The sequence below is a fragment of the Arthrobacter alpinus genome (assembly GCF_001445575.1).
GTDB lineage: Bacteria > Actinomycetota > Actinomycetes > Actinomycetales > Micrococcaceae > Specibacter > Specibacter alpinus_C.
In genome coordinates this window covers 1,963,109-1,981,325 of the sequence record NZ_CP013200.1, presented here as the reverse complement: position 1 = coordinate 1,981,325, position 18,217 = coordinate 1,963,109, and the positions used below count along the sequence as shown (strand labels likewise).

Genomic DNA, 18,217 nt, shown 5'->3' with positions numbered 1-18,217 from the left:
CGTCGACCTTCCCTCAGGCGTTTAGTGGGTTAAGGTAGGCCCGGAGAGCCTAGAGCATCAGCCGAAGTTGCCCAGCTGTCCGTCCTTGGGGATCTGCAGATCATCGGTCTTCATCAGCTCTTCGACGTTGACGTCCTTGAACGTGATCACGCGGACATTCTTCACGAAGCGTGCTGTCCGGTAGACGTCCCACACCCAGGCGTCCTGCAGGGTCAGGTCAAAGTAGACCTCGCCGTCTGCCGAGCGAGCCTGCAAATCAACGTGATTGGCCAAGTAGAAACGTCGTTCAGTCTCCACCACGTAGCTGAATAAGTTCACCACGTCACGGTATTCGCGGTAAAGCTGCAGTTCCATCTCGGTTTCGTAGTTTTCCAGATCCTCAGCACTCATGCCTCCATCATCCATCACGCGGGGCCAAGATACCGAACGGGGCACGCGCGCCGGTGGCCACAGTGGCACACGCGGCTGTGAAAACTAGAGCAGCCGCCACGTCTGGCGGTGATAGTCGGTGGGGCCAAACTGAGCAATTGCAGCCTTGTGCGTAGCCGTTCCGTAGCCCATATTGGAGTCCCAGCCGAACGCCGGAAACTGCTGCGCCAGCCCCGCCATGATGCCGTCACGTTCCACCTTGGCCAAGACGCTAGCGGCAGCAACCGACATGCACGTCATATCGGCCTTGATACGGGTCTGAAGCCGCCATGGCGCCGGCGCTTCCTCTGGTTCCTGCGGCTCATGCGCCGAGAACAAGTCGAAGTCACGCTGCACCGGAACGGAGAGCCAGTCCTGGTTTCCATCCAAAATCACAAAGTCAGGGATGACCGACGCCGCCGCCTGGGCCATGGCGCGTGTGCCGGCCAGCCGTAGCGCGGCCACGAGTCCTAGCGCATCAATTTCCAAAGCTGTTGCATGACCGACGGCGCTGGCGTCCGCCCATTCAATGATGGCCGGTACCAGGGCCTCGCGGACGGGAATCCGTAGCAGCTTGCTGTCCTTGACCCCGGGCAACTCCACGGCGGTCTCTGGGTGGATGATGACCACACCAACGCTGACGGGGCCAGCGAGAGACCCTCGGCCCACTTCATCGCAGCCAGCCACCGCATGGTAACCCTGAGCCGCGAGCTCCCGTTCCCAGTCAAGGGTGGGAGCCGCTGCCGCCATTAGGGGCCTGCCGGAGTGGGAGTTGGGGAACTGACGCTTTCGCTTTGGGGATCCGGAACATCGGCGAACACATCTGGATAGTTGCCCAGGATGCCCACACGGGACAGCGGCCACGCAATGACAACCGCCCTGCCCTCAACATCTGAAATGGGGACAAATCCGGTCTTATTAAGACTGTTGTGAGCGCGGGAATCCATGGAGTTGTTGCGGTGATCGCCCATAACCCACAAGTGTCCCTCGGGAACCGTCACGGAGAACGTTGTGTCCGACGGTGACGCACCGGGGAAGAGATACGGCTCAGTGATGGCAGTGCCATTGACAGTGAGCTTGCCGTCACTGTTGCAGCAAATGATTTTATCCCCCGGCATGCCGATGACCCGTTTAATGAGGTGCTGCTGGGAGCTGTCCGGTGCCAGACCGATGAATGTGGCGACGTCATTGAGCCAACCTGAGGGTTTGTTAGCAACGGGCTCTTCACTGAGCCAACCCTGAGAATCCTTGAACACCACAACATCGCCGCGCTTGAGGCCGATGGGCTGGGGCACCAACAAGTTCACGAAGATTCGGTCATTGATTTGAAGCGTGTTTTCCATGGAGCCGGAGGGAATGAAGAAGGCTCTAAACAAGAACGTCTTGATGAGGAAGGACAGCACCAGGGCAATGAGCACAATGGTGAGGATCTCCTTGCCCCACGCCAATGCCTGCCGACCAACCAGCTGACCAGTTGTCAGTGGCACCTCAACGGCTGGATCCGACGCCAGATGGCGGGCCCGAAGATCTTGACGTACCCGCTCATCTGAAGAAGCCGGATCGGCTCCCCCTGTGGGGTGCGGCTCATCGGTTTCTTCGGGATCACTGTGTTGCGTCAACGTTTATATCCTTAGCAAAGTCAGGTCACAGAAAGGGCGATCGCACTCGGGCAAGAGCTCGGGACGGAGAGAGGGGGCCACTACCGAGGTGATGCCTACGGCAAGCCACTTTTACTTGTGCCGTTGGGGCTTGCCCCCGCATCAGTGTCCAGCATGTGTATCCGGCCCAATGGCCACACCGTGGCGACGGGTGTTCCAATGACCCTGTTAGTTGAAACCAGACCACCGCCAGGTGAGCCCAATAAGGACCTCGAATCCAGCGAGACATCACGGTGATCACCCATAAGCCACAACTTACCCTCTGGGACAGTGACCTCGAACGTCAACGCGCTGGGTTCATCCCCGGGATACAGGTAACTCTCAGTAACGGGGACGCCATTAATTTCCAGCAAACCATCCGAGGAACAGCACTTAACGGTGTCTCCGGCAACGCCTAAGACGCGCTTGACGTAGATGTTGTCATTGGGCACCAGGCCCAGCCATTGGCCAGTTGCCACAATGCCGTCAGCCACCGGACCTGCTCCGGATTTCAAGGGCAAAAATGATCCTCTGCCGTCAAAGAGGACCACATCGCCACGTTCGATGGGCTTGTTGGTGAAAGCCAGACGGGAGACCAGCACACGGTCACCGGTGAGGACCAGTGGTTCCATTGATTCGGAAGGAATGTAGTAGACATCCATCCACACATTGCGAACCAACGCCATGAAGATAAAGAGGATAACTACTGCGAGAACAACAAAACGCCAGCCCAGTTTCCTGGACTGGCGTTTCGCTTGAGCCAAAGTGCGACTCCCCTTTATTACTTGGTGGGGAGGTTGTCGCGCTTTTCCTTGATCTTTGCAGCCTTGCCGCGCAGGTTACGCATGTAGTACAGCTTGGCACGACGAACGTCACCCTTGGTGACAACTTCGATCTTGTCCAGAACCGGGGAGTGTACCGGGAAGGTACGCTCTACGCCGACGCCGAAGGAGACCTTGCGGACCGTGAAGGTCTCGCGGATGCCGTCACCCTGGCGGCCCAGGACGAAGCCCTTGAACAGCTGAACACGTGAGCGGGAACCTTCAATAATGTTCACATGAACATTAACGGTATCGCCGGCACGGAAGGCGGGGATGTCGCTGCGCAGGCTAGCTGCGTCAACAGAATCGAGAATCTGCATTTTTCTCACTCCAGACAAACGCCACAGGTCATTTGCTTTGTGTCACATTTTCCACGGACGGCACGAGGCCAGTCATGGAGAACGAAAGAATTGGACCGGATTCCATGGATGGAATACCAGTGTGCCGCCCTGTTGACGATCGCTCCCCCTGTGGCAGGAGCGCGCCCAGTAGGCACTTCTACTTATTTTGCCATATTGATGGCCGTCAAGCTAATCAGGGCAGGCCCCGGCATGAGATTTCCTCACACTTTAGTCGTCTTCTCGGCGAACTGCCTTACCATCGACGACGGCGTACCCCAGTTCCCACAGGACGTTGCGATCCGCTTTGCTGAACTTAGAGACGTCAAGAACGTCAATGAGGTCAGGACGACGATCGGCGGTGCGGCGCAATTGCAGTTCCTTGCGGAACTTAGCGATCTTGCCGTGGTTGCCGCTGAGCAGCACGTCCGGCACTTCTCGATCGCGCCATACAGAAGGCTTGGTGTAGACCGGGTACTCGAGCAAGCCATCGGAGTGGGATTCCTCAATGAGGGATTCCGGGTTACCAACCACGCCGGGCACCAGACGGCCAATGGCTTCCACCATCGCCAAGACAGCTACTTCGCCGCCGTTGAGCACATAGTCGCCTAGGCTGACGGGACGCACAATGTAATCATCTGCGGCCCATTCCAAGACTCGCTCGTCAATGCCCTCATACCGGCCACAGGCGAAGACCAAGTGTTCGGTCTCGGCCAGTTCATAGGCCAACGCTTGATTGAATACCTCACCGGCAGGCGAGGGAACAATCAAGGTGGGCAATACGCCGTCGGGCGCGGGAGAAGAAGCGGCAATATCCGTCAGGGCCATGGCCCACGGTTCCGGCTTCATGACCATGCCGGCGCCACCACCATACGGAGTGTCATCGACGGTGCGGTGGCGATCTGCCGTGTAGCTGCGCAGGTCATGGACCACAAGCTCCAGCAGGCCCTCGGTGCGGGCCTTGCCGATGAGGCTCAGATCGAGGGGGGCCAAGTATTCGGGGAAGATACTGACAACGTCAAACCGCATTACTCGGGCGATCCTTTTGAACCATCAGCACCGTCGAGATCGGCAGCTTCGCCGCTTTCATCGTTTTCCGCTGCGTCCTTGTTGACGGTGAACAGGCCGGCCGGCGGGGTGAGCAGCACATAGCCTTCCTCGATGTTGACCTCGGGGACGATCTCGTCGACGAAAGGCACCAGGACTTCATCACCTTCGGTATCTTCAACGATGAGCAGGTCCTGCACGGCCTGGGTCCGCAACCCGGTCACCTTGCCCACCTTGTTGGTGCCAACCCGAACTTCAAGGCCCAGCAACTCGTGTTCGTACCAGGCGTCGTCGTCCTCGTCATCATCTGATTCGAAGAACATGGTGGCGCCACGGAGCAACTCCGCGTCATTGCGGGTGTTGGTGCCTTCAAAGCCCAGCAGCAAGATGTCCTTGTTCCAGCGCGAACTCTTGACCGTCAAGATGCCGAGCTTTGCCGGTTCCACCACGAACTCGGAGCCGACGGCAAAGCGGGAATCGGGGGCGTCGGTGAGGACCAATACGGTGACCTCACCCTTGATGCCGTGGGGCTTGCCAATCCGGGCGACCTGGACCTGCATGGGAACTCCTAAGTTATTGCTGACTAAATGCTGAAAAATTGGGAAAAAAGTTTGGCCCCGTCACCATTATGGTGCCGGGGCCAAACGTTTGGCTTCACTGCTGAAAATCTTCACGCAACCTTGCAGTTGCGCAAGCTCCGGGCAGGTTAGTGGCGGCGGTCCGTGTCAACAACGTCAACACGTACTGACTCGCCGTTGGCCAAAGCAGCAACCACAGTGCGCAATGCACGTGCGGTGCGACCCTGACGGCCAATAACCCGGCCCAGATCGTCTTGATGAACTCGCACCTCGAGGGATTCCCCGCGGCGGTTGTTCTTGACGCTCACCTTGACGTCCTCGGGAGAGTCAACAATCCCGCGAACCAGGTGCTCCAGCGCTTCGGCCAGCAAGCTACTCAGCCTCGGTGCTCTCAGTTGCCTCTGCCTCGTCGGCCTTCTTGGCCTTCTTGGTGATGGCTTCCTTGATGACAACGTTCTTGGCCTCAGGAGCAACGAATGCTACCTTCGGAGCCTTGGTCTTCAAGGTGCCTTCGGCGCCCTTGATGCCCTTGAACTTCTGCCAGTCACCGGTGATCTTCAGGATCTTGGCAACAGGCTCAGACGGCTGAGCGCCGACGGAGAGCCAGTACTGAGCGCGGTCGCTGGTGACCTCGATGAAGGACGGGTTTTCGGTGGGGTGGTACTTACCGATTTCCTCGATGGCACGGCCGTCACGCTTTGAGTGTGAGTCCATGACGACGATGCGGTAGTACGGGGCGCGCATCTTGCCGAAGCGCTTAAGGCGAATCTTTACAGCCACTTTTGTGGTTACTCCTGTTTCGAAAAGGGGACGAAATCCGTTTTACGCTCCCGTGGGGCGGGCCGTGCGGCGGACTTCTAAGGACAGGATCATCACACGGAGAGAGGGGCCATGCGGATCGAGTACCTGTCCATTATGCCAGATAATCTCTACCCATGGCGACGTGTTACTGGCCACGTTTGACAAATGGCCTGCTCAACTCCGCCCCAAACGCAAAAATGACACCGATCCCGCGTCATGATCTCGGGATCAAGAAGCAGGATCGGTGTCATTTCCGAAATGGGCTGGGCCCACAGCCGCGAAGGACCCGCCGCGGGGGCCCACAGCCGCGAGGGACCCGCCGCGAGGGACCCGCCGCGAGGGCCCACAGCCGCGAGGGACCCGCCGCGAGATTGCGAGCGGTGGGAGCGGCTGGGGATCACTCGGCGGAGTAGTAGAACAGCCCCATCTTGGCGTTGTTCTCAGCGGCCGAGAGGGCAGCGGCAGCCATGGCGGTGAGCGCGCGCAGTAGCGGCTCGGTGACCTCGGGAGTGGATTCCATCTCCTCGGCGGCAGCCCACTGAGCAGCCAGCTCCACGACCTCTTCGGGATCTTCAGGTGCATTGAGCTCTGCAAAGACCTCCAACAGCGCGTCCGGAACAGCGAACAGGGTGTCCAGCTCAATGTCGACCAGGCTCAGCTCGGCAGCAACACCTGTTGCATGGACTTTCTTGACGGCAAGTTCGCCAAGTACTTCAATCTCAAAGTCGCTCAGTCCGGGTGTGGGCAGTACCGGCACATCGATCTGGGGCGATTTTCCGGACTGCCGCGCTTTGGCACGAGCGACTGCCTGGTGATGGTCGGCAATGAAGAACTCAGAGTAATTGGCCACGCAGAAGCCTTTCAAGTTGGTGATCCGGCCCGTTTCCGGTGCCGGGGCGCCCGCTGATTACTTAGACGGACTGTCCGCTACCAACACTAACGCGAATTTTGTTCATCCACGGATCATCAAAGCGGAGCTCGGCACCGGTGTTGGCGACGGCAATGCCGTGGTGAGTCAAACGCTGCGCCAAGGCGCCGACGTCGTCCTTACCCGGAAGCTGAATGAGCACCTCACCCAGCCCCAGAGTGTCCTTGCGGGGACCAGCGCCGCGACTATTCCAGACATTCATGGCCATGTGGTGGTGGTAGCCGCCTGCGGAGACGAACAGTGCCTGGCCATGGAAACCAGAGGTTTTCTCAAAGCCGAGCGTGTCAACGTAAAAAGATTCAGCCGTCTTGATATCCCCAACCTGCAGGTGCACATGGCCAATGTCGGCAGCGGACTGGCGCTGACCAACAACAGCCTCTTCGGTCAGGTGCTGCTGCAGGTAGTGCTGGGGTGAAAGGGCCAGTGAGTCCATGTCAACTTCGCCATTGCTCCAGGTCCAGGCATCGCGGGGGCGGTCCCAGTAGAGCTCGATGCCGTTGCCTTCAGGATCGGTGAAGTAGAAGGCTTCGGACACCAGGTGATCGGCGCTGCCAGCAAAGGCTTGCGGGCTGTACTGGGCTGCGGTAGCCACGGTGGCGGCCAGGGACGCCTGATCATCGAACAGCAACGCGGTATGGAATAGTCCAGCCTCTCCGCGGCCGGGAATATGCAGGCCACCGGCCGGCTGAAGGTGCACGAGCGGGGTGTTGCCGCGACCCAAGTACTGGCCGCCGTCGGCTTCGGCAACCACATCAAGCCCGAGGGCCTTCTGGTAGTAGTTGCTCATTAGTGTCATGTCGCCAACCTTGAGCATCACGGTGCCCATGGTGAGGTCGGCGGAAAGCAGATCGTTTTGTACAGTCATGATGTCTCCAAGGTTTGTTGTTGTTCCTATAGTAGCAAACTACTTGAAGCTTCAACCTATTCCCGTGGGGTTAATTTTATTCTCATCACGATCCGGGCTCCCTTGGCGTCCAAAAAGCCTCGTGGTGGCGCAACTCTGCCAGCTCTGCTGTCCACTGCTCGTGGGGAAGCTCACTAAAGCCGCAACTGGTATAAAAGGGTCCATTGAACGGGATGTGCGCAAAGGTAGTGAGCGTCATGGAGTGAAACCCGGCCTCGGCGGCCCACGCAATTGCGGCGTTGACCAACTGGCGCCCAATCCCCTGCCGCGCATACTGCGGGCTCACCGACAATTGAGCCATGTGGGCCTGGCCATCGACGATCTCCAGCCTGACAAAACCGGCCGGTGGACGCCCCGCAACCATGATGTGAAAGGCGTCGGCGTAATCCTGTGCCGAGTCCGGGGCGGGAAAGTCCGCAATGGATATGGGCGGATCCAGCGCCTCAAAGGCTGCATCTGCCTCGGCCTCTATGGCAGGAAGCAGGGCAAACTCAGGCAAGGCGGCCGGGCGGATTTCCAACATCTCAGAAGACTAGCCGCTGGGTGTGACAATCAGAATGGCTCAGGCCGGATCAGCGTCCTCCTAATGTACGGCGCTGCGCTCCGTAGCCTCGATAAACTGTTCAATCTGTGCTGCACCAGCAGCGGTATCGTGAGGCCTGTGCCCGCTTCGTAGAACAACATGTTTGGCGCCGGTGCTCTCCAAGTAACCGGCAACCTCTTCATACAACGGTTCCCAACCACCGGTCAGCACCAAAGTGGGTACTCCGGCAATGATCAGCAGCGGGGCGGCCGATGACGGCAGCTGCAGCCTCGCCCGGGCTGCCCGGCGAGCCACAGGCTCCGCGGCTCCTGCCGTGGTAACCGCCAGCAAAGTGTTGAACTCCATGAGGAATTCGGCATCGCCAAGCTTCGCGGAACGGGCGAACAATTCCGCCACGCGCTGTGAATACGCCGCGCTGGCCGGCAGTTCGGCTGTCAATGACGGCAACAAGGGCTCAATTAAAACCAGCGACCTGACCAGATCAGGGCGCTGCACCGCTGCCATCATGGCGGCCACTGCGCCTTGGGCGTGGGCCACCACGTGCCCGCCGTGGCCGAGTGCCTCAATGACAATGTTGGCATCGGCGGCAAAGTCAGTTGCGGCGACAGGTGCGACGGCGTCAAATCCGGTGCGCTTGAGAAAGAGACAATCGTAGTGACCGGCGAGGAGGTGTTGGGCTGGCCAGGCAGCGGCTCCATAGCTATCCATGCCGTGGACAAACACAATCCGGGTTTTACTCATTGATGCAGGTTACCTGATGGGCCTGACACTCCCGCACGCCCACTTCGCCGAGACCGACGGAGAGCCGTCGAGTCAGACGTAGCGCTGCGTCGGACTCGGCGGGGGTCCGTCAGACTCGAGCACCAGGCCCTGAAACGCAAAAGGCCCCGTCCGGCGTCGTAAGTTAACAACGCGGACGGGGCCCTCCGAACCAAGAACTACTTACCGAGGAACTTCTCGAATCCCTTGGGCAGATTCAGGCTGCTCGGATCGAAGTCCTGCGCGCCGGCGCCGAAAGCAGCTCCCGTGGGCAGAGCCTTGGGTGCGCTGGCCTTCTCCTGCGCGGCCTTCAACTCGGCAGCAGCCTTGGCCGGGTTACCGGAGCGAGCCTTCTTCTTGGCGCCCTGCTTACCCTTGCGGGCACTGTTGAAGCCGCCGGGGCCAGCAACGCCAGGCATGCCGGGAATGCCGCCGCCCTGAGCCATCTTCTTCATCATCTTCTGGGCCTGGCCAAAACGCTCCAGCAGGCCGTTGACCTCGGAAACGTGCACGCCGGAACCCTTGGCGATACGGGCGCGGCGTGAACCGTTGATGATCTTGGGCGCAACACGCTCGTGCTGGGTCATGGAGCGGACAATAGCTTCGACGCGGTCAATCTCGCGCTCGTCGAAGTTTTCCAACTGCTGACGCATGCCGGCGGCACCGGGCATCATCATGAGCATCTTCTTCATGGAGCCCATTTTGCGGATCTGCTGCATCTGAGACAGGAAGTCATCCAGGGTGAAGTCTTCCTGGTCGGCGAATTTCTGCGCCATCCGCTCGGCTTCGCCCTTGTCCCAGTTCTTTTCAGCCTGCTCGATGAGGGTGAGGACGTCACCCATGTCAAGGATGCGGCTGGCCATACGGTCCGGGTGGAACAGCTCGAAATCGTCCAGGCCCTCGCCCGTGGAGGCGAACATAACAGGCTTGCCGGTCACCGAGGCAACCGAGAGGGCGGCACCACCGCGGGCGTCGCCGTCGAGCTTGGTCAGCACAACGCCGGTGAAGTTGACGCCTTCGTTGAACGCCTGTGCCGTGTTGACGGCATCCTGACCGATCATGGCGTCAATGACGAACAGGACCTCGTCGGGGTTGATGGCGGCGCGGATGTCCGCAGCCTGCTTCATCAGTTCGGCGTCAATACCCAGGCGGCCGGCGGTGTCAACAATGACAACGTCGTGCAGCTTGGACTTGGCCTCGGCCAAACCGGCCATGGCGACTGCTACGGGATCGCCCGTGGCGGATTCAAACTCGCTGGACACGCCCGGGTGCGGAGCAAATACGGGAACGCCTGCGCGCTCACCGTTGACCTGCAGCTGCTTGACGGCGTTGGGGCGCTGCAAATCCGCCGCGACCAAGAGCGGGCTGTGTCCCTGGCCCTTGAGCCACTTGGACAGTTTTCCGGCGAGGGTGGTCTTACCAGCACCCTGCAGACCTGCCAGCATGATCACGGTGGGCGGGTTCTTTGCCAGATTGATGCGCCGGGTTTCCCCGCCCAAGATGGCAACGAGTTCCTCGTTGACGATCTTCACAATCTGCTGCGCCGGGTTCAGCGCGTCATTAACCTCAGAGCCGAGGGCTCGTTCGCGGACCTTGGCGGTGAACGCGCGGACCACGGGCACGGCAACATCGGCGTCCAGGAGGGCGCGGCGGATCTCGCGCACTGTGGCATCGACGTCGGCCTCGCTCAGCCGTCCCTTGCCACGCAAGTTCTTAAAAGTTGCTGTCAGCCGGTCAGATAGGGAGTTGAACACGCGCCGGGTACTTCTTTCGTCAGGGATTAACCAACGCCCGCGCGGGACAGCCTGTGGCCGGCCCGCGCATGAACGCGGCAATTTACGTTAGTCAGGATGAGAACGGCGGGACGGCACTAACACCGTCCCACTCCCTTTCCTGAGGGACTCAACTATCAAGGGTACCAACTACGCCGACTCTTCGCTGCACATTCTGCTTCGACATTGGCAATTGCGCCACGGGGAAAATTTCCGCCCCGCACAGGCGCAACACCATGAAAAACCGTGACGATTGGTGGCATGCTGAAGTGGTGATGAAATCCACTTCTGACACAGATACTGCAAGTACTGCCTCCCCTGCCCAGCACGACGCCGGGTCCCCGGCTTCAGCTGGCGGCTCAGCTGAGCGGATCAAGACTGATCTCCCGAACCCTGATGCGGCCCCGGCTACCGCTGGCGGCTCAGCTGAGCGGATCAAGAGTCTCGTAATCCTCGGGGCATCAGGCGATTTGACCGGTCGGCTCTTGTTGCCCGGTGTTGCCAGGCTCATTGCCTCGGGCCGAGCCCCCGGGCTGAAGTTGGTGGGCGCCGGTAACGATGCCTGGACGGCCCAACAATGGCAGGACCGGCTCACGGAGAGCTTTACGGCCTCGCTTGTCCCGGATGAAAAATCGGATGGAAAGCCCGGCGGAGGATCCACCGCCGAAGGCATCACGGAACTCAAAAGCGTTCAAAAAGACAGCAGCTATCACCAGCTCGACGTGACGGCCAAGGGCGCCTTGGGCGAGTTCCTCGCCGATATCGAGGGCCCGGTGGCTTTGTACTTTGCCTTGCCGCCGGCCGTGAGCCAGAAGGCTTGTGAAGTGTTGCTGAAGAAGGATCTTCCTTCTGGTACTCGCCTGGTCATGGAAAAGCCGTTCGGCTCAAGCGCCGAATCGGCCCGGGAACTCAACGCCACGCTCGCCAAGCTGGTTCCCGAAGACCACATCCATCGGGTGGACCACTTCCTCGGAAAATCGACCGTCCTGAACGTCATTGGCCTTCGTTTTGCCAACCGCTTGCTGGAACACTCCTGGAACAGCGAACATATTGAAAAGGTGGAGATCATCTTTGATGAGTCCTTGACCTTGGAAAACCGGGCCCGCTACTACGATCACGCTGGCGCTGGACGTGACATGATCCAGAGCCACCTGCTGCAAATCATGGCGATCATGGCCATGGAGCCCCCAGCAACATTGGGCGAAAACGATGTACGCTCCAACATTGCCGCCGTGCTGCGTGCCAGTACCATCGGCCCACAAGGCAGTGCCGACTTCGCCACCCACTCTCGCCGGGCCCGCTACACCAGCGGCAGCATTGGCGACCGTCAGGTCCCCGACTACCTCTCCGAGGAAGGCGTAGACCCCGCCAACGGCACCGAGACTCTGGCCGAAGTTGAGGTCTATGTAAACAACTGGCGTTGGGCGGGGGTGCCGTTCATTTTGCGTTCCGGGAAGGCCTTGGGCCGGACCCGCAAGGAAGCCGTGGTTACGTTCAAGGCTGTCCCCCACCTGCCGATTGGCTTCAAGGGCACGGACTCCCCCACGCGTCTGCATATTGGTTTCGGACCAGAAACTCTCTCGCTAGATCTGGACGTTATTGGTCCTGGCAATCTCTTCACGCTGGACCGTGTCCAGCTGGACGCTGTTCTGGGTAGCGATCCCTTGTTGCCCTACGGTGAAGTGCTCGACGGCGTACTCAGCGCGGACCCGCTCCTCTCGGTCCGAGGCGATACCGCTGAGGAATGCTGGCGGATCGTGGAGCCAACATTCGCCGCCTGGAAGTCGGCAGCCGTTCCCATGGAGGAATACGTGGCCGGCTCTAATGGCCCTGAAGCGTGGACAACCAGCGGCGACTAAGACGATCGCTCTGGGCCAGCCTTGGCTCTCTAGCCGTGATTTGGCCATGGCTTAACCGTCAAATGAAGCAGCAGCTGCACCCGAATTTTTGGGTGCAGCTGCTGCTTCTTTTCTTAGATGAGTTGAATCAGATGGCGGCGACGCCTCGTTCTCCGGTGCGTACGCGCATGACTTCCTGCACGGCCACCATCCATACCTTGCCGTCACCCGGGTTACCGGTGTTGGAACTGCCAACAATGACGTCCATCAAATCCCACGCCACTTCATCTGAAGCGAGTACTTCAATACGGACCTTTGCATGAAGGTCCACTGCATATTCGGCGCCTCGATAAACTTCGGTGTGCCCGCGCTGACGCCCGTAGCCGTGTGCACTGCTAATAGTCAGACCTTGCACTCCGTAGCTTTCTAGTGCGTTGCGGACGTCGTCCAGCTGTTCGGGCCGAATGATGGCGGTGATCAGTTTCATGCGTCTACCTTTACTTCGGTTGTGGCTGGCGTTGCGGGCTCGGAGGTGACGCTTCGCTTCTCGGTCATCGGCACGAAGCTGCCGGTGGCGCGGCCACCGAAGTCGTAAGCGGACTCGGCGTGGACTGATACGTCCACTCCCGCTGCTTCGTCGGCGGATGAGATCCGGAAGCCCATGGTCTTGTTGATGACCCAGCCAATGGCGTAGGCGATGACGAACGAGTAGATCATGACTGCTCCAGCGGCAATTGCCTGCTTGCCGAGGAGTTCCAGTCCGCCGCCGTAGAACAGGCCCTGTCCGGCTGCGGGAGAGTTGGGATCGGCAGCAAGACCAATGAACAAGGTACCAACCAGGCCACCCACCAAGTGCACGCCGACGACGTCGAGCGAGTCATCGATGCCCAGACGGTACTTCAAGCCAACAGCCAGGGCGCACACTGCACCAGCCAACAGACCCAGCGCGATGGACCACATGGGAGTCAGTGCCGAGCATGCCGGGGTAATGGCTACCAAACCGGCCACGGCACCAGAAGCGGCACCGAGTGAGGTGGCATGTCCGTCACGGAGCTTCTCAACGACCAGCCAGCCGAGGATTGCTGCGGCTGGGGCAGCAAGGGTGTTGATCCAGGCGTAACCGGCTACGGCGTTGGCGCCGAGCGCGGAGCCGGCGTTGAATCCGAACCAACCAAACCAGAGGAGGCCGGCACCGAGCATCACGAAGGGAAGGTTGTGAGGGCGGTGGCTGGGATCCTTGCCGAAGCCCTTGCGGCGACCCAGGATCAGGGCGAGCGCCAGAGCCGCGGCACCTGCGTTGATGTGTACGGCGGTTCCACCGGCAAAGTCAATGGCTCCCATGCCTTGGCCGATCCAACCACCTGTGGGGTTGCCGTTAGCATCTTCAGTGAAAGAGAACACCCAGTGCGCTACGGGGAAGTAGACCACAGTGACCCAGATGGCAGCGAAGGTCATCCACGCGCCGAACTTGGCACGGTCAGCGATGGCGCCGGTGATTAGGGCCACGGTAATAATGGCGAAGACGGCTTGGAAGCCAACAAAGACAATTTCAGGAATGGTGCCAACTAGTGGCGCCCCGTCGCCGGTATCAAGGACGCCCTGCAGCCCCAGCTTCTCCAACGGGTTGCCCAGTAGTCCCCCGCCTACATCAGTTCCAAAGGCGGCCGAGTAACCGAAGACGACCCAGAGAACGCCGACAAGACCAATGGCACCGAAGCTCATCATCATCATGTTCAGGACGGCTTTGGCACGAGTCATGCCGCCGTAGAAGAATGCAAGTCCCGGGGTCATCAGCAACACTAGGGCTGCTGAGATGAGGACCCATGCTGTATCGCCAGTGTTCATTGAGCTGGCCTTTCGTTGCAAGAGTTGTTGACTGCCTCGGCTTACGAAGCTGTGTACTTTGGACTCTTACAATGAAAGTTCACCCGTGTTTCGCGACGGAGTGAGTAAAGTTTCCACCACGTTACATCTGGGCCAGCAGGGTTAAGTTGGCGCGTCAGGAATGTTTCCGGCGTATTTCTTGCGCGTCATTAATCCCACTTGCGTCATCTTTTGCCACGGGCTTGGCCACTAGCCCATCAGACGACGCGGGCCTTGGTGACAGCCACGGCGATCTGCACCCTGTTGGAGACCCCCAACTTGCTCATGATGTTGGAAACAATCAGCTTTACTGTCGCTTCGCTCATGTGCATGGAGCCGGCGAGCTGCGCGTTCGTCGAGCCTTCGGCTACCCCTTGGGCAACGACGCGTTCGCGCGGGTTCAGGCACTCGAACCTGGTGCGTTGGTGCGCATCAAAACTCCGGCTGCGATTCATCAGGGTTTCACGGGCATCACTGTTGATCAGCAGTGCCCCGCCCCGATGAATCATGCGCAAGGCAACAGGCAGATCCTCTGCGAGCAGTCCCTGGTGCAGGATGGCGCGGACACCGGAGAAGACCAAAGACTCAGCCAAGTCAAAGGGAACATCGCCCATGACCACCACGGTGGGCGGCACTGGAACCTGATTCAGCGAGCGGCAGGTCTGTGCCAGCTCGGCTGCTTCCATGCTGGCGTCGAGCAAAACCATGTCAATGAGTCCGGCACCCATTAACTCCAGCACCTCCTCCGCACCAGTGGCGAATCCTGCAACATCGATGAAATCAGCGCCCCGCAAGAGCTGGCTCAACCCCAGCCCGGTGATGTAGTCACAGCCCACCAGCGCCATGCGAAGGGTCGTGGTTTTTTCTTTTCTACTAGCCATTAATGTGTCCACTTAAAGCAGTCCCCCTGAAATTTTTTTCCTGCTTGTGGCCCCCGCCACGGAAGGTTCTTGAGAGCATCGCGATCGATGATTGCTGCACCGTAAGTGTTCCGAAAGCGCAGTATTAGCGCTTTCGTGAAATTCACCCTCCGGGCCGTCAATTTTTACCCTCAGCCCGCTTTAATCGTAGTCCAAGCATTTTGGACATCTGGCCAAATTGACTGACCAAAGGGCTAGTTGTGATCGATCTCAATGCTACTGATCAGTAACTATGGTGGCGTCATACAGCGGAATTTTCTGTTACTGGCCATGCGGATATTACAACCTGGGAGTTGGGGTTTGTTTTGTAAAATTTAAAGCATTAATTCACAGTGGTTAAGTCGCAGGGTTAAGCTCCAGGGTTAAGTTGCGGGGTTAAAAAGGGAAAGTGTCCGCCGAAGCGGACACTTTCCTTTTCTTATTGTGTTAAAGCAGCTCAGATGGCTCCGCGCGCAAGACTACTTCAGCTAGTTCAGCAATGCGTCCACAAAACTCTCGGCGTCGAAGGGGGCCAGATCGTCGGCACCTTCACCCAAACCGACCAACTTCACGGGCACGCCGAGCGTCTTCTGGATGGCCACCACGATGCCACCCTTCGCGGTGCCGTCGAGCTTGGTGAGCACGATGCCTGTAATGTTCACGACCTCGGCGAAGACCTTCGCCTGGGTCAGTCCGTTCTGGCCCGTGGTTGCGTCAAGCACCAGCAGCACCTCGTCAACCGTTGCCTGCTTTTCAATGACGCGCTTGACCTTGCCCAGTTCGTCCATCAGGCCAACCTTGTTCTGCAGCCGGCCGGCGGTGTCGATCATGACAACATCAACTTCCTGCTCGATGCCCACCTTGACCGCCTCAAAGGCGACGGAGGCTGGGTCCGCCCCATCGACGTCGGACTTCACAGTGGGAACACCCACGCGGGCACCCCAGGTGGCCAACTGCTCTGCGGCGGCGGCGCGGAAGGTGTCAGCCGCGCCGAGGAGCACGTCCTTGTCCTCAGCCACCAGCACCCGGGCCAACTTGCCAACAGTGGTGGTCTTACCCACGCCATTGACACCAACCACCATGAGCACGGCGGGGCGGTCATCGTGGCGGGAGATGTTCAGCGTGCGGTCCAAGGTGGGGTCCATCAGCTTGATGAGTTCTTCACGCAGCATGGCCTGGACATGTTCGGGGCTACGGACACCCAAAACCTTCACGCGGTCGCGCAATGTGTCCACAAGATCCATGGTGGAATCCGTGCCGATGTCCGCCAGCAGCAGCGTCTCCTCGACCTCTTCCCACACGTTCTCGTCAATGGTGTCGCGGGAGAGCAGCGCCAGCAGGCCCTTGCCCAGCGCGTTGTTGGACTTGGCCAGGCGCGCGCGCAGGCGCACCAGCCGGCCTTCAACGGGCAGCGGAGTCTCCAGCGATGGGGCCGCGGGCGCTTCCGGCTCAGGCTCTACAGTCTCGAGGTCCGGCGTCGCAATGTCCGACGGCGGCCCCTGGGGTTCCGGGCGGTCCTCCACCAGAGTGCCGCCACCCTGGGCATCACCGCTAGCGGCTGAGTCCAGGGGTGCCGGGTCATTGGCATCACGGGGGCCGATGTAATTCTGGCTGCTCCGGCGGGCCTTGAGGAAGACGGGGATGAGACCGCCAATGACGGCGAGTCCAACCACGATGGACAGGATGATGGGGAGAAATTCGTTCACCCCACCAGTCTCTCACGGGCACGGTCGGAGCCGGCTTTGACCCCCGTTTTCACAGCTGTTTTGACCCCATGTGGGACACTCATCAGTGATGTCATCCTCTAAACCCTCCTCGAAGAAGCCACTAGATCTGCCCGCGGTGAAGCTCCCCCGCGAGATCAAGGTGCTGGTCGCTGCCGCATTCATGATTGCCATTGGCTTTGGGATCGTGGCTCCCGTGCTCCCGCAATTCGCGCAGAGCTTCGACGTCAGCGTCAGCGCCGCCGCTGTAGTGGTCAGCGCCTTTGCCTTCACCCGGCTGATTTTTGCGCCGCTGAGCGGCTGGCTCGTGGAGCGGATGGGTGAGCGCCGCACCTATATTTTGGGCATCCTGATTGTTGCTGCGTCCTCGGCAGCGTGCGCCTTTGCCCAGAATTACTGGCAACTGCTGCTTTACCGAGGGCTCGGCGGCATTGGCTCCACCATGTTCACCGTGGCAGCCATGGGCTTGCTCATTAAAATGGCCCCTCCCGCAGCGCGCGGACGGGTGTCAAGCCTGTACTCCGGGTCATTTTTGCTCGGTAACATTGCCGGACCGGCCGTGGGCGGGTTGCTGGCAGGTTTGGGCATGCAATTGCCCTTTTTGGTCTACGCGTGTGCCCTAGTTCTGGTGGCTCTACTGGTGGCAACACAGCTGCCAGCAGTCTCCGCCTTGAGCAGACGGACCGGCGCTGCTGCTGGGGCCGGCGGTGTTGGTGCTGCAGGTGCTACTGCCGCCCGGAAGAAGGACGCCCTGCCTCTGCGGGTTGCCTTAGGGCTGCCTGCCTACCGGGCCGTGCTGGCGTCCGGTTTTGCCAACGGCTGGTCCGCCTTCGGGATCCGCATGGCCTTGGTGCCGCTGTTTGCCACTACGGCGCTGGGTGCCGGCTCCGAGGTGGCCGGCATTTCCCTCGCCGTGTTTGCCATTGGTACCGGTGTAGCACTGACATTCTCCGGCAAGCTGGCCGATACGTGGGGCCGTAAACCCATGATCATCGCCGGATTGGCCGTGAATGGCATCGCCATGGGCGTGCTCGGCTTCACGGGTAATGAGTTCTGGTTCTTCGCAGTCTCAGCCATCGCAGGCCTGGGCAGCGGACTGATGGGCCCGGCCCAACAAGCCACCGTGGCCGATGTGATTGGTAACGAACGCTCCGGCGGCAAGGTCCTGGCCACCTTCCAAATGAGCTCGGACCTCGGCGCCATCATCGGACCCATTGCCGCCGGAATCCTGGTCGATTCCTTCTCCTACGGCCCTGCATTCCTGATGGCTACAGCTGTGGCCTTCGTGGCTGTTCTACTCTGGCTCCCGGCAAAAGACACCAAGCTTCTTCCGCAGAGCTGAGCCGCTGCGCCGCA

General features: G+C 59.9%; 20 protein-coding genes. 2 read left to right on the top strand and 18 right to left on the bottom strand.

The window, feature by feature from the left end; genetic code table 11:
• Nucleotides 1-57: 57 nt before the first annotated feature.
• The 14 genes from AS189_RS08755 to ffh form a co-directional block, all read right to left on the bottom strand.
• Complete coding sequence (locus tag AS189_RS08755; RefSeq protein ID WP_062287623.1) at nucleotides 58-390, bottom strand: DUF2469 domain-containing protein; 333 nt, start codon at nucleotides 388-390, stop codon at nucleotides 58-60.
• Nucleotides 391-474: 84 nt separating this feature from the next.
• A complete protein-coding gene (locus tag AS189_RS08750) occupies nucleotides 475-1,158 on the bottom strand; it encodes a ribonuclease HII (protein WP_062287621.1) in 684 nt (227 codons plus the stop codon).
• On the bottom strand, nucleotides 1,158-2,027 hold the full coding sequence (gene lepB / locus AS189_RS08745) for a signal peptidase I (RefSeq protein WP_062287619.1): 870 nt from the start codon (nucleotides 2,025-2,027) through the stop codon (nucleotides 1,158-1,160). The genes AS189_RS08750 and lepB (AS189_RS08745) overlap by 1 nt, the downstream gene beginning before the upstream one ends.
• A gap of 95 nt (nucleotides 2,028-2,122) precedes the next feature.
• Nucleotides 2,123-2,809, bottom strand: coding sequence for a signal peptidase I (lepB, locus tag AS189_RS08740; RefSeq protein WP_062287617.1), 687 nt, complete (start codon nucleotides 2,807-2,809; stop codon nucleotides 2,123-2,125).
• A 17-nt stretch (nucleotides 2,810-2,826) separates the two neighbouring features.
• A complete protein-coding gene (rplS, locus tag AS189_RS08735; RefSeq protein WP_062287614.1) occupies nucleotides 2,827-3,186 on the bottom strand; it encodes a 50S ribosomal protein L19 in 360 nt (119 codons plus the stop codon).
• Between the two features lie 249 nt (nucleotides 3,187-3,435).
• The gene (gene trmD, locus AS189_RS08730; protein WP_062287611.1) at nucleotides 3,436-4,233 is read right to left on the bottom strand and encodes a tRNA (guanosine(37)-N1)-methyltransferase TrmD; all 798 of its coding nucleotides are present in this window, start codon (nucleotides 4,231-4,233) and stop codon (nucleotides 3,436-3,438) included.
• The gene (rimM, locus tag AS189_RS08725) at nucleotides 4,233-4,811 is read right to left on the bottom strand and encodes a ribosome maturation factor RimM (protein ID WP_062287608.1); all 579 of its coding nucleotides are present in this window, start codon (nucleotides 4,809-4,811) and stop codon (nucleotides 4,233-4,235) included. The genes trmD and rimM overlap by 1 nt, the downstream gene beginning before the upstream one ends.
• A 146-nt stretch (nucleotides 4,812-4,957) precedes the next feature.
• Complete coding sequence (locus AS189_RS08720; RefSeq protein WP_062287604.1) at nucleotides 4,958-5,200, bottom strand: RNA-binding protein; 243 nt, start codon at nucleotides 5,198-5,200, stop codon at nucleotides 4,958-4,960.
• Between the two features lies 1 nt (nucleotide 5,201).
• Nucleotides 5,202-5,609 (bottom strand): 30S ribosomal protein S16, encoded by a 408-nt coding sequence (rpsP, locus tag AS189_RS08715; protein ID WP_062287600.1) that lies wholly within the window; start codon nucleotides 5,607-5,609, stop codon nucleotides 5,202-5,204.
• Between the two features lie 418 nt (nucleotides 5,610-6,027).
• Nucleotides 6,028-6,480 (bottom strand): hypothetical protein, encoded by a 453-nt coding sequence (locus tag AS189_RS08710; RefSeq protein WP_062287596.1) that lies wholly within the window; start codon nucleotides 6,478-6,480, stop codon nucleotides 6,028-6,030.
• Nucleotides 6,481-6,541: 61 nt separating this feature from the next.
• Nucleotides 6,542-7,423 (bottom strand): VOC family protein, encoded by an 882-nt coding sequence (locus tag AS189_RS08705; RefSeq protein ID WP_062287593.1) that lies wholly within the window; start codon nucleotides 7,421-7,423, stop codon nucleotides 6,542-6,544.
• An 85-nt stretch (nucleotides 7,424-7,508) separates the two neighbouring features.
• Nucleotides 7,509-7,985: a GNAT family N-acetyltransferase gene (locus AS189_RS08700; protein ID WP_062287591.1), complete on the bottom strand. Its 477-nt coding sequence runs from the start codon at nucleotides 7,983-7,985 to the stop codon at nucleotides 7,509-7,511.
• Between the two features lie 60 nt (nucleotides 7,986-8,045).
• Nucleotides 8,046-8,747: an alpha/beta fold hydrolase gene (locus tag AS189_RS08695; RefSeq protein WP_062287588.1), complete on the bottom strand. Its 702-nt coding sequence runs from the start codon at nucleotides 8,745-8,747 to the stop codon at nucleotides 8,046-8,048.
• A 197-nt stretch (nucleotides 8,748-8,944) separates the two neighbouring features.
• A complete protein-coding gene (gene ffh, locus AS189_RS08690) occupies nucleotides 8,945-10,519 on the bottom strand; it encodes a signal recognition particle protein (RefSeq protein ID WP_062287585.1) in 1,575 nt (524 codons plus the stop codon).
• A gap of 254 nt (nucleotides 10,520-10,773) precedes the next feature.
• Here ffh and AS189_RS08685 point away from each other — a divergent pair, with 254 nt between their 5' ends.
• Nucleotides 10,774-12,396, top strand: a complete 1,623-nt coding sequence (locus AS189_RS08685; protein ID WP_237760016.1) for a glucose-6-phosphate dehydrogenase — start codon at nucleotides 10,774-10,776, stop codon at nucleotides 12,394-12,396.
• Between the two features lie 127 nt (nucleotides 12,397-12,523).
• Here the strand turns inward: AS189_RS08685 and AS189_RS08680 are convergent, their stop codons facing one another.
• The 4 genes from AS189_RS08680 to ftsY all read right to left on the bottom strand — a co-directional run bounded on the left by AS189_RS08680 (nucleotide 12,524) and on the right by ftsY (nucleotide 16,843).
• Nucleotides 12,524-12,862, bottom strand: a complete 339-nt coding sequence (locus AS189_RS08680) for a P-II family nitrogen regulator (protein ID WP_062287583.1) — start codon at nucleotides 12,860-12,862, stop codon at nucleotides 12,524-12,526.
• On the bottom strand, nucleotides 12,859-14,220 hold the full coding sequence (locus AS189_RS08675; protein WP_062287580.1) for an ammonium transporter: 1,362 nt from the start codon (nucleotides 14,218-14,220) through the stop codon (nucleotides 12,859-12,861). The genes AS189_RS08680 and AS189_RS08675 overlap by 4 nt, the downstream gene beginning before the upstream one ends.
• A 236-nt stretch (nucleotides 14,221-14,456) precedes the next feature.
• Nucleotides 14,457-15,119 carry a response regulator transcription factor gene (locus AS189_RS08670; protein ID WP_082634173.1) on the bottom strand — a complete coding sequence of 221 codons (663 nt, stop codon included), beginning with the start codon at nucleotides 15,117-15,119 and terminating at the stop codon, nucleotides 14,457-14,459.
• Nucleotides 15,120-15,625: 506 nt separating this feature from the next.
• Entirely contained in the window at nucleotides 15,626-16,843 is a 1,218-nt protein-coding gene (gene ftsY / locus AS189_RS08665) for a signal recognition particle-docking protein FtsY (RefSeq protein ID WP_062287574.1), read from the bottom strand.
• Nucleotides 16,844-16,931: 88 nt separating this feature from the next.
• On the opposite strand from ftsY, the gene AS189_RS08660 reads away from it, so the two are divergent.
• Complete coding sequence (locus AS189_RS08660) at nucleotides 16,932-18,203, top strand: MFS transporter (protein ID WP_062287571.1); 1,272 nt, start codon at nucleotides 16,932-16,934, stop codon at nucleotides 18,201-18,203.
• Nucleotides 18,204-18,217 lie beyond the last annotated feature (14 nt).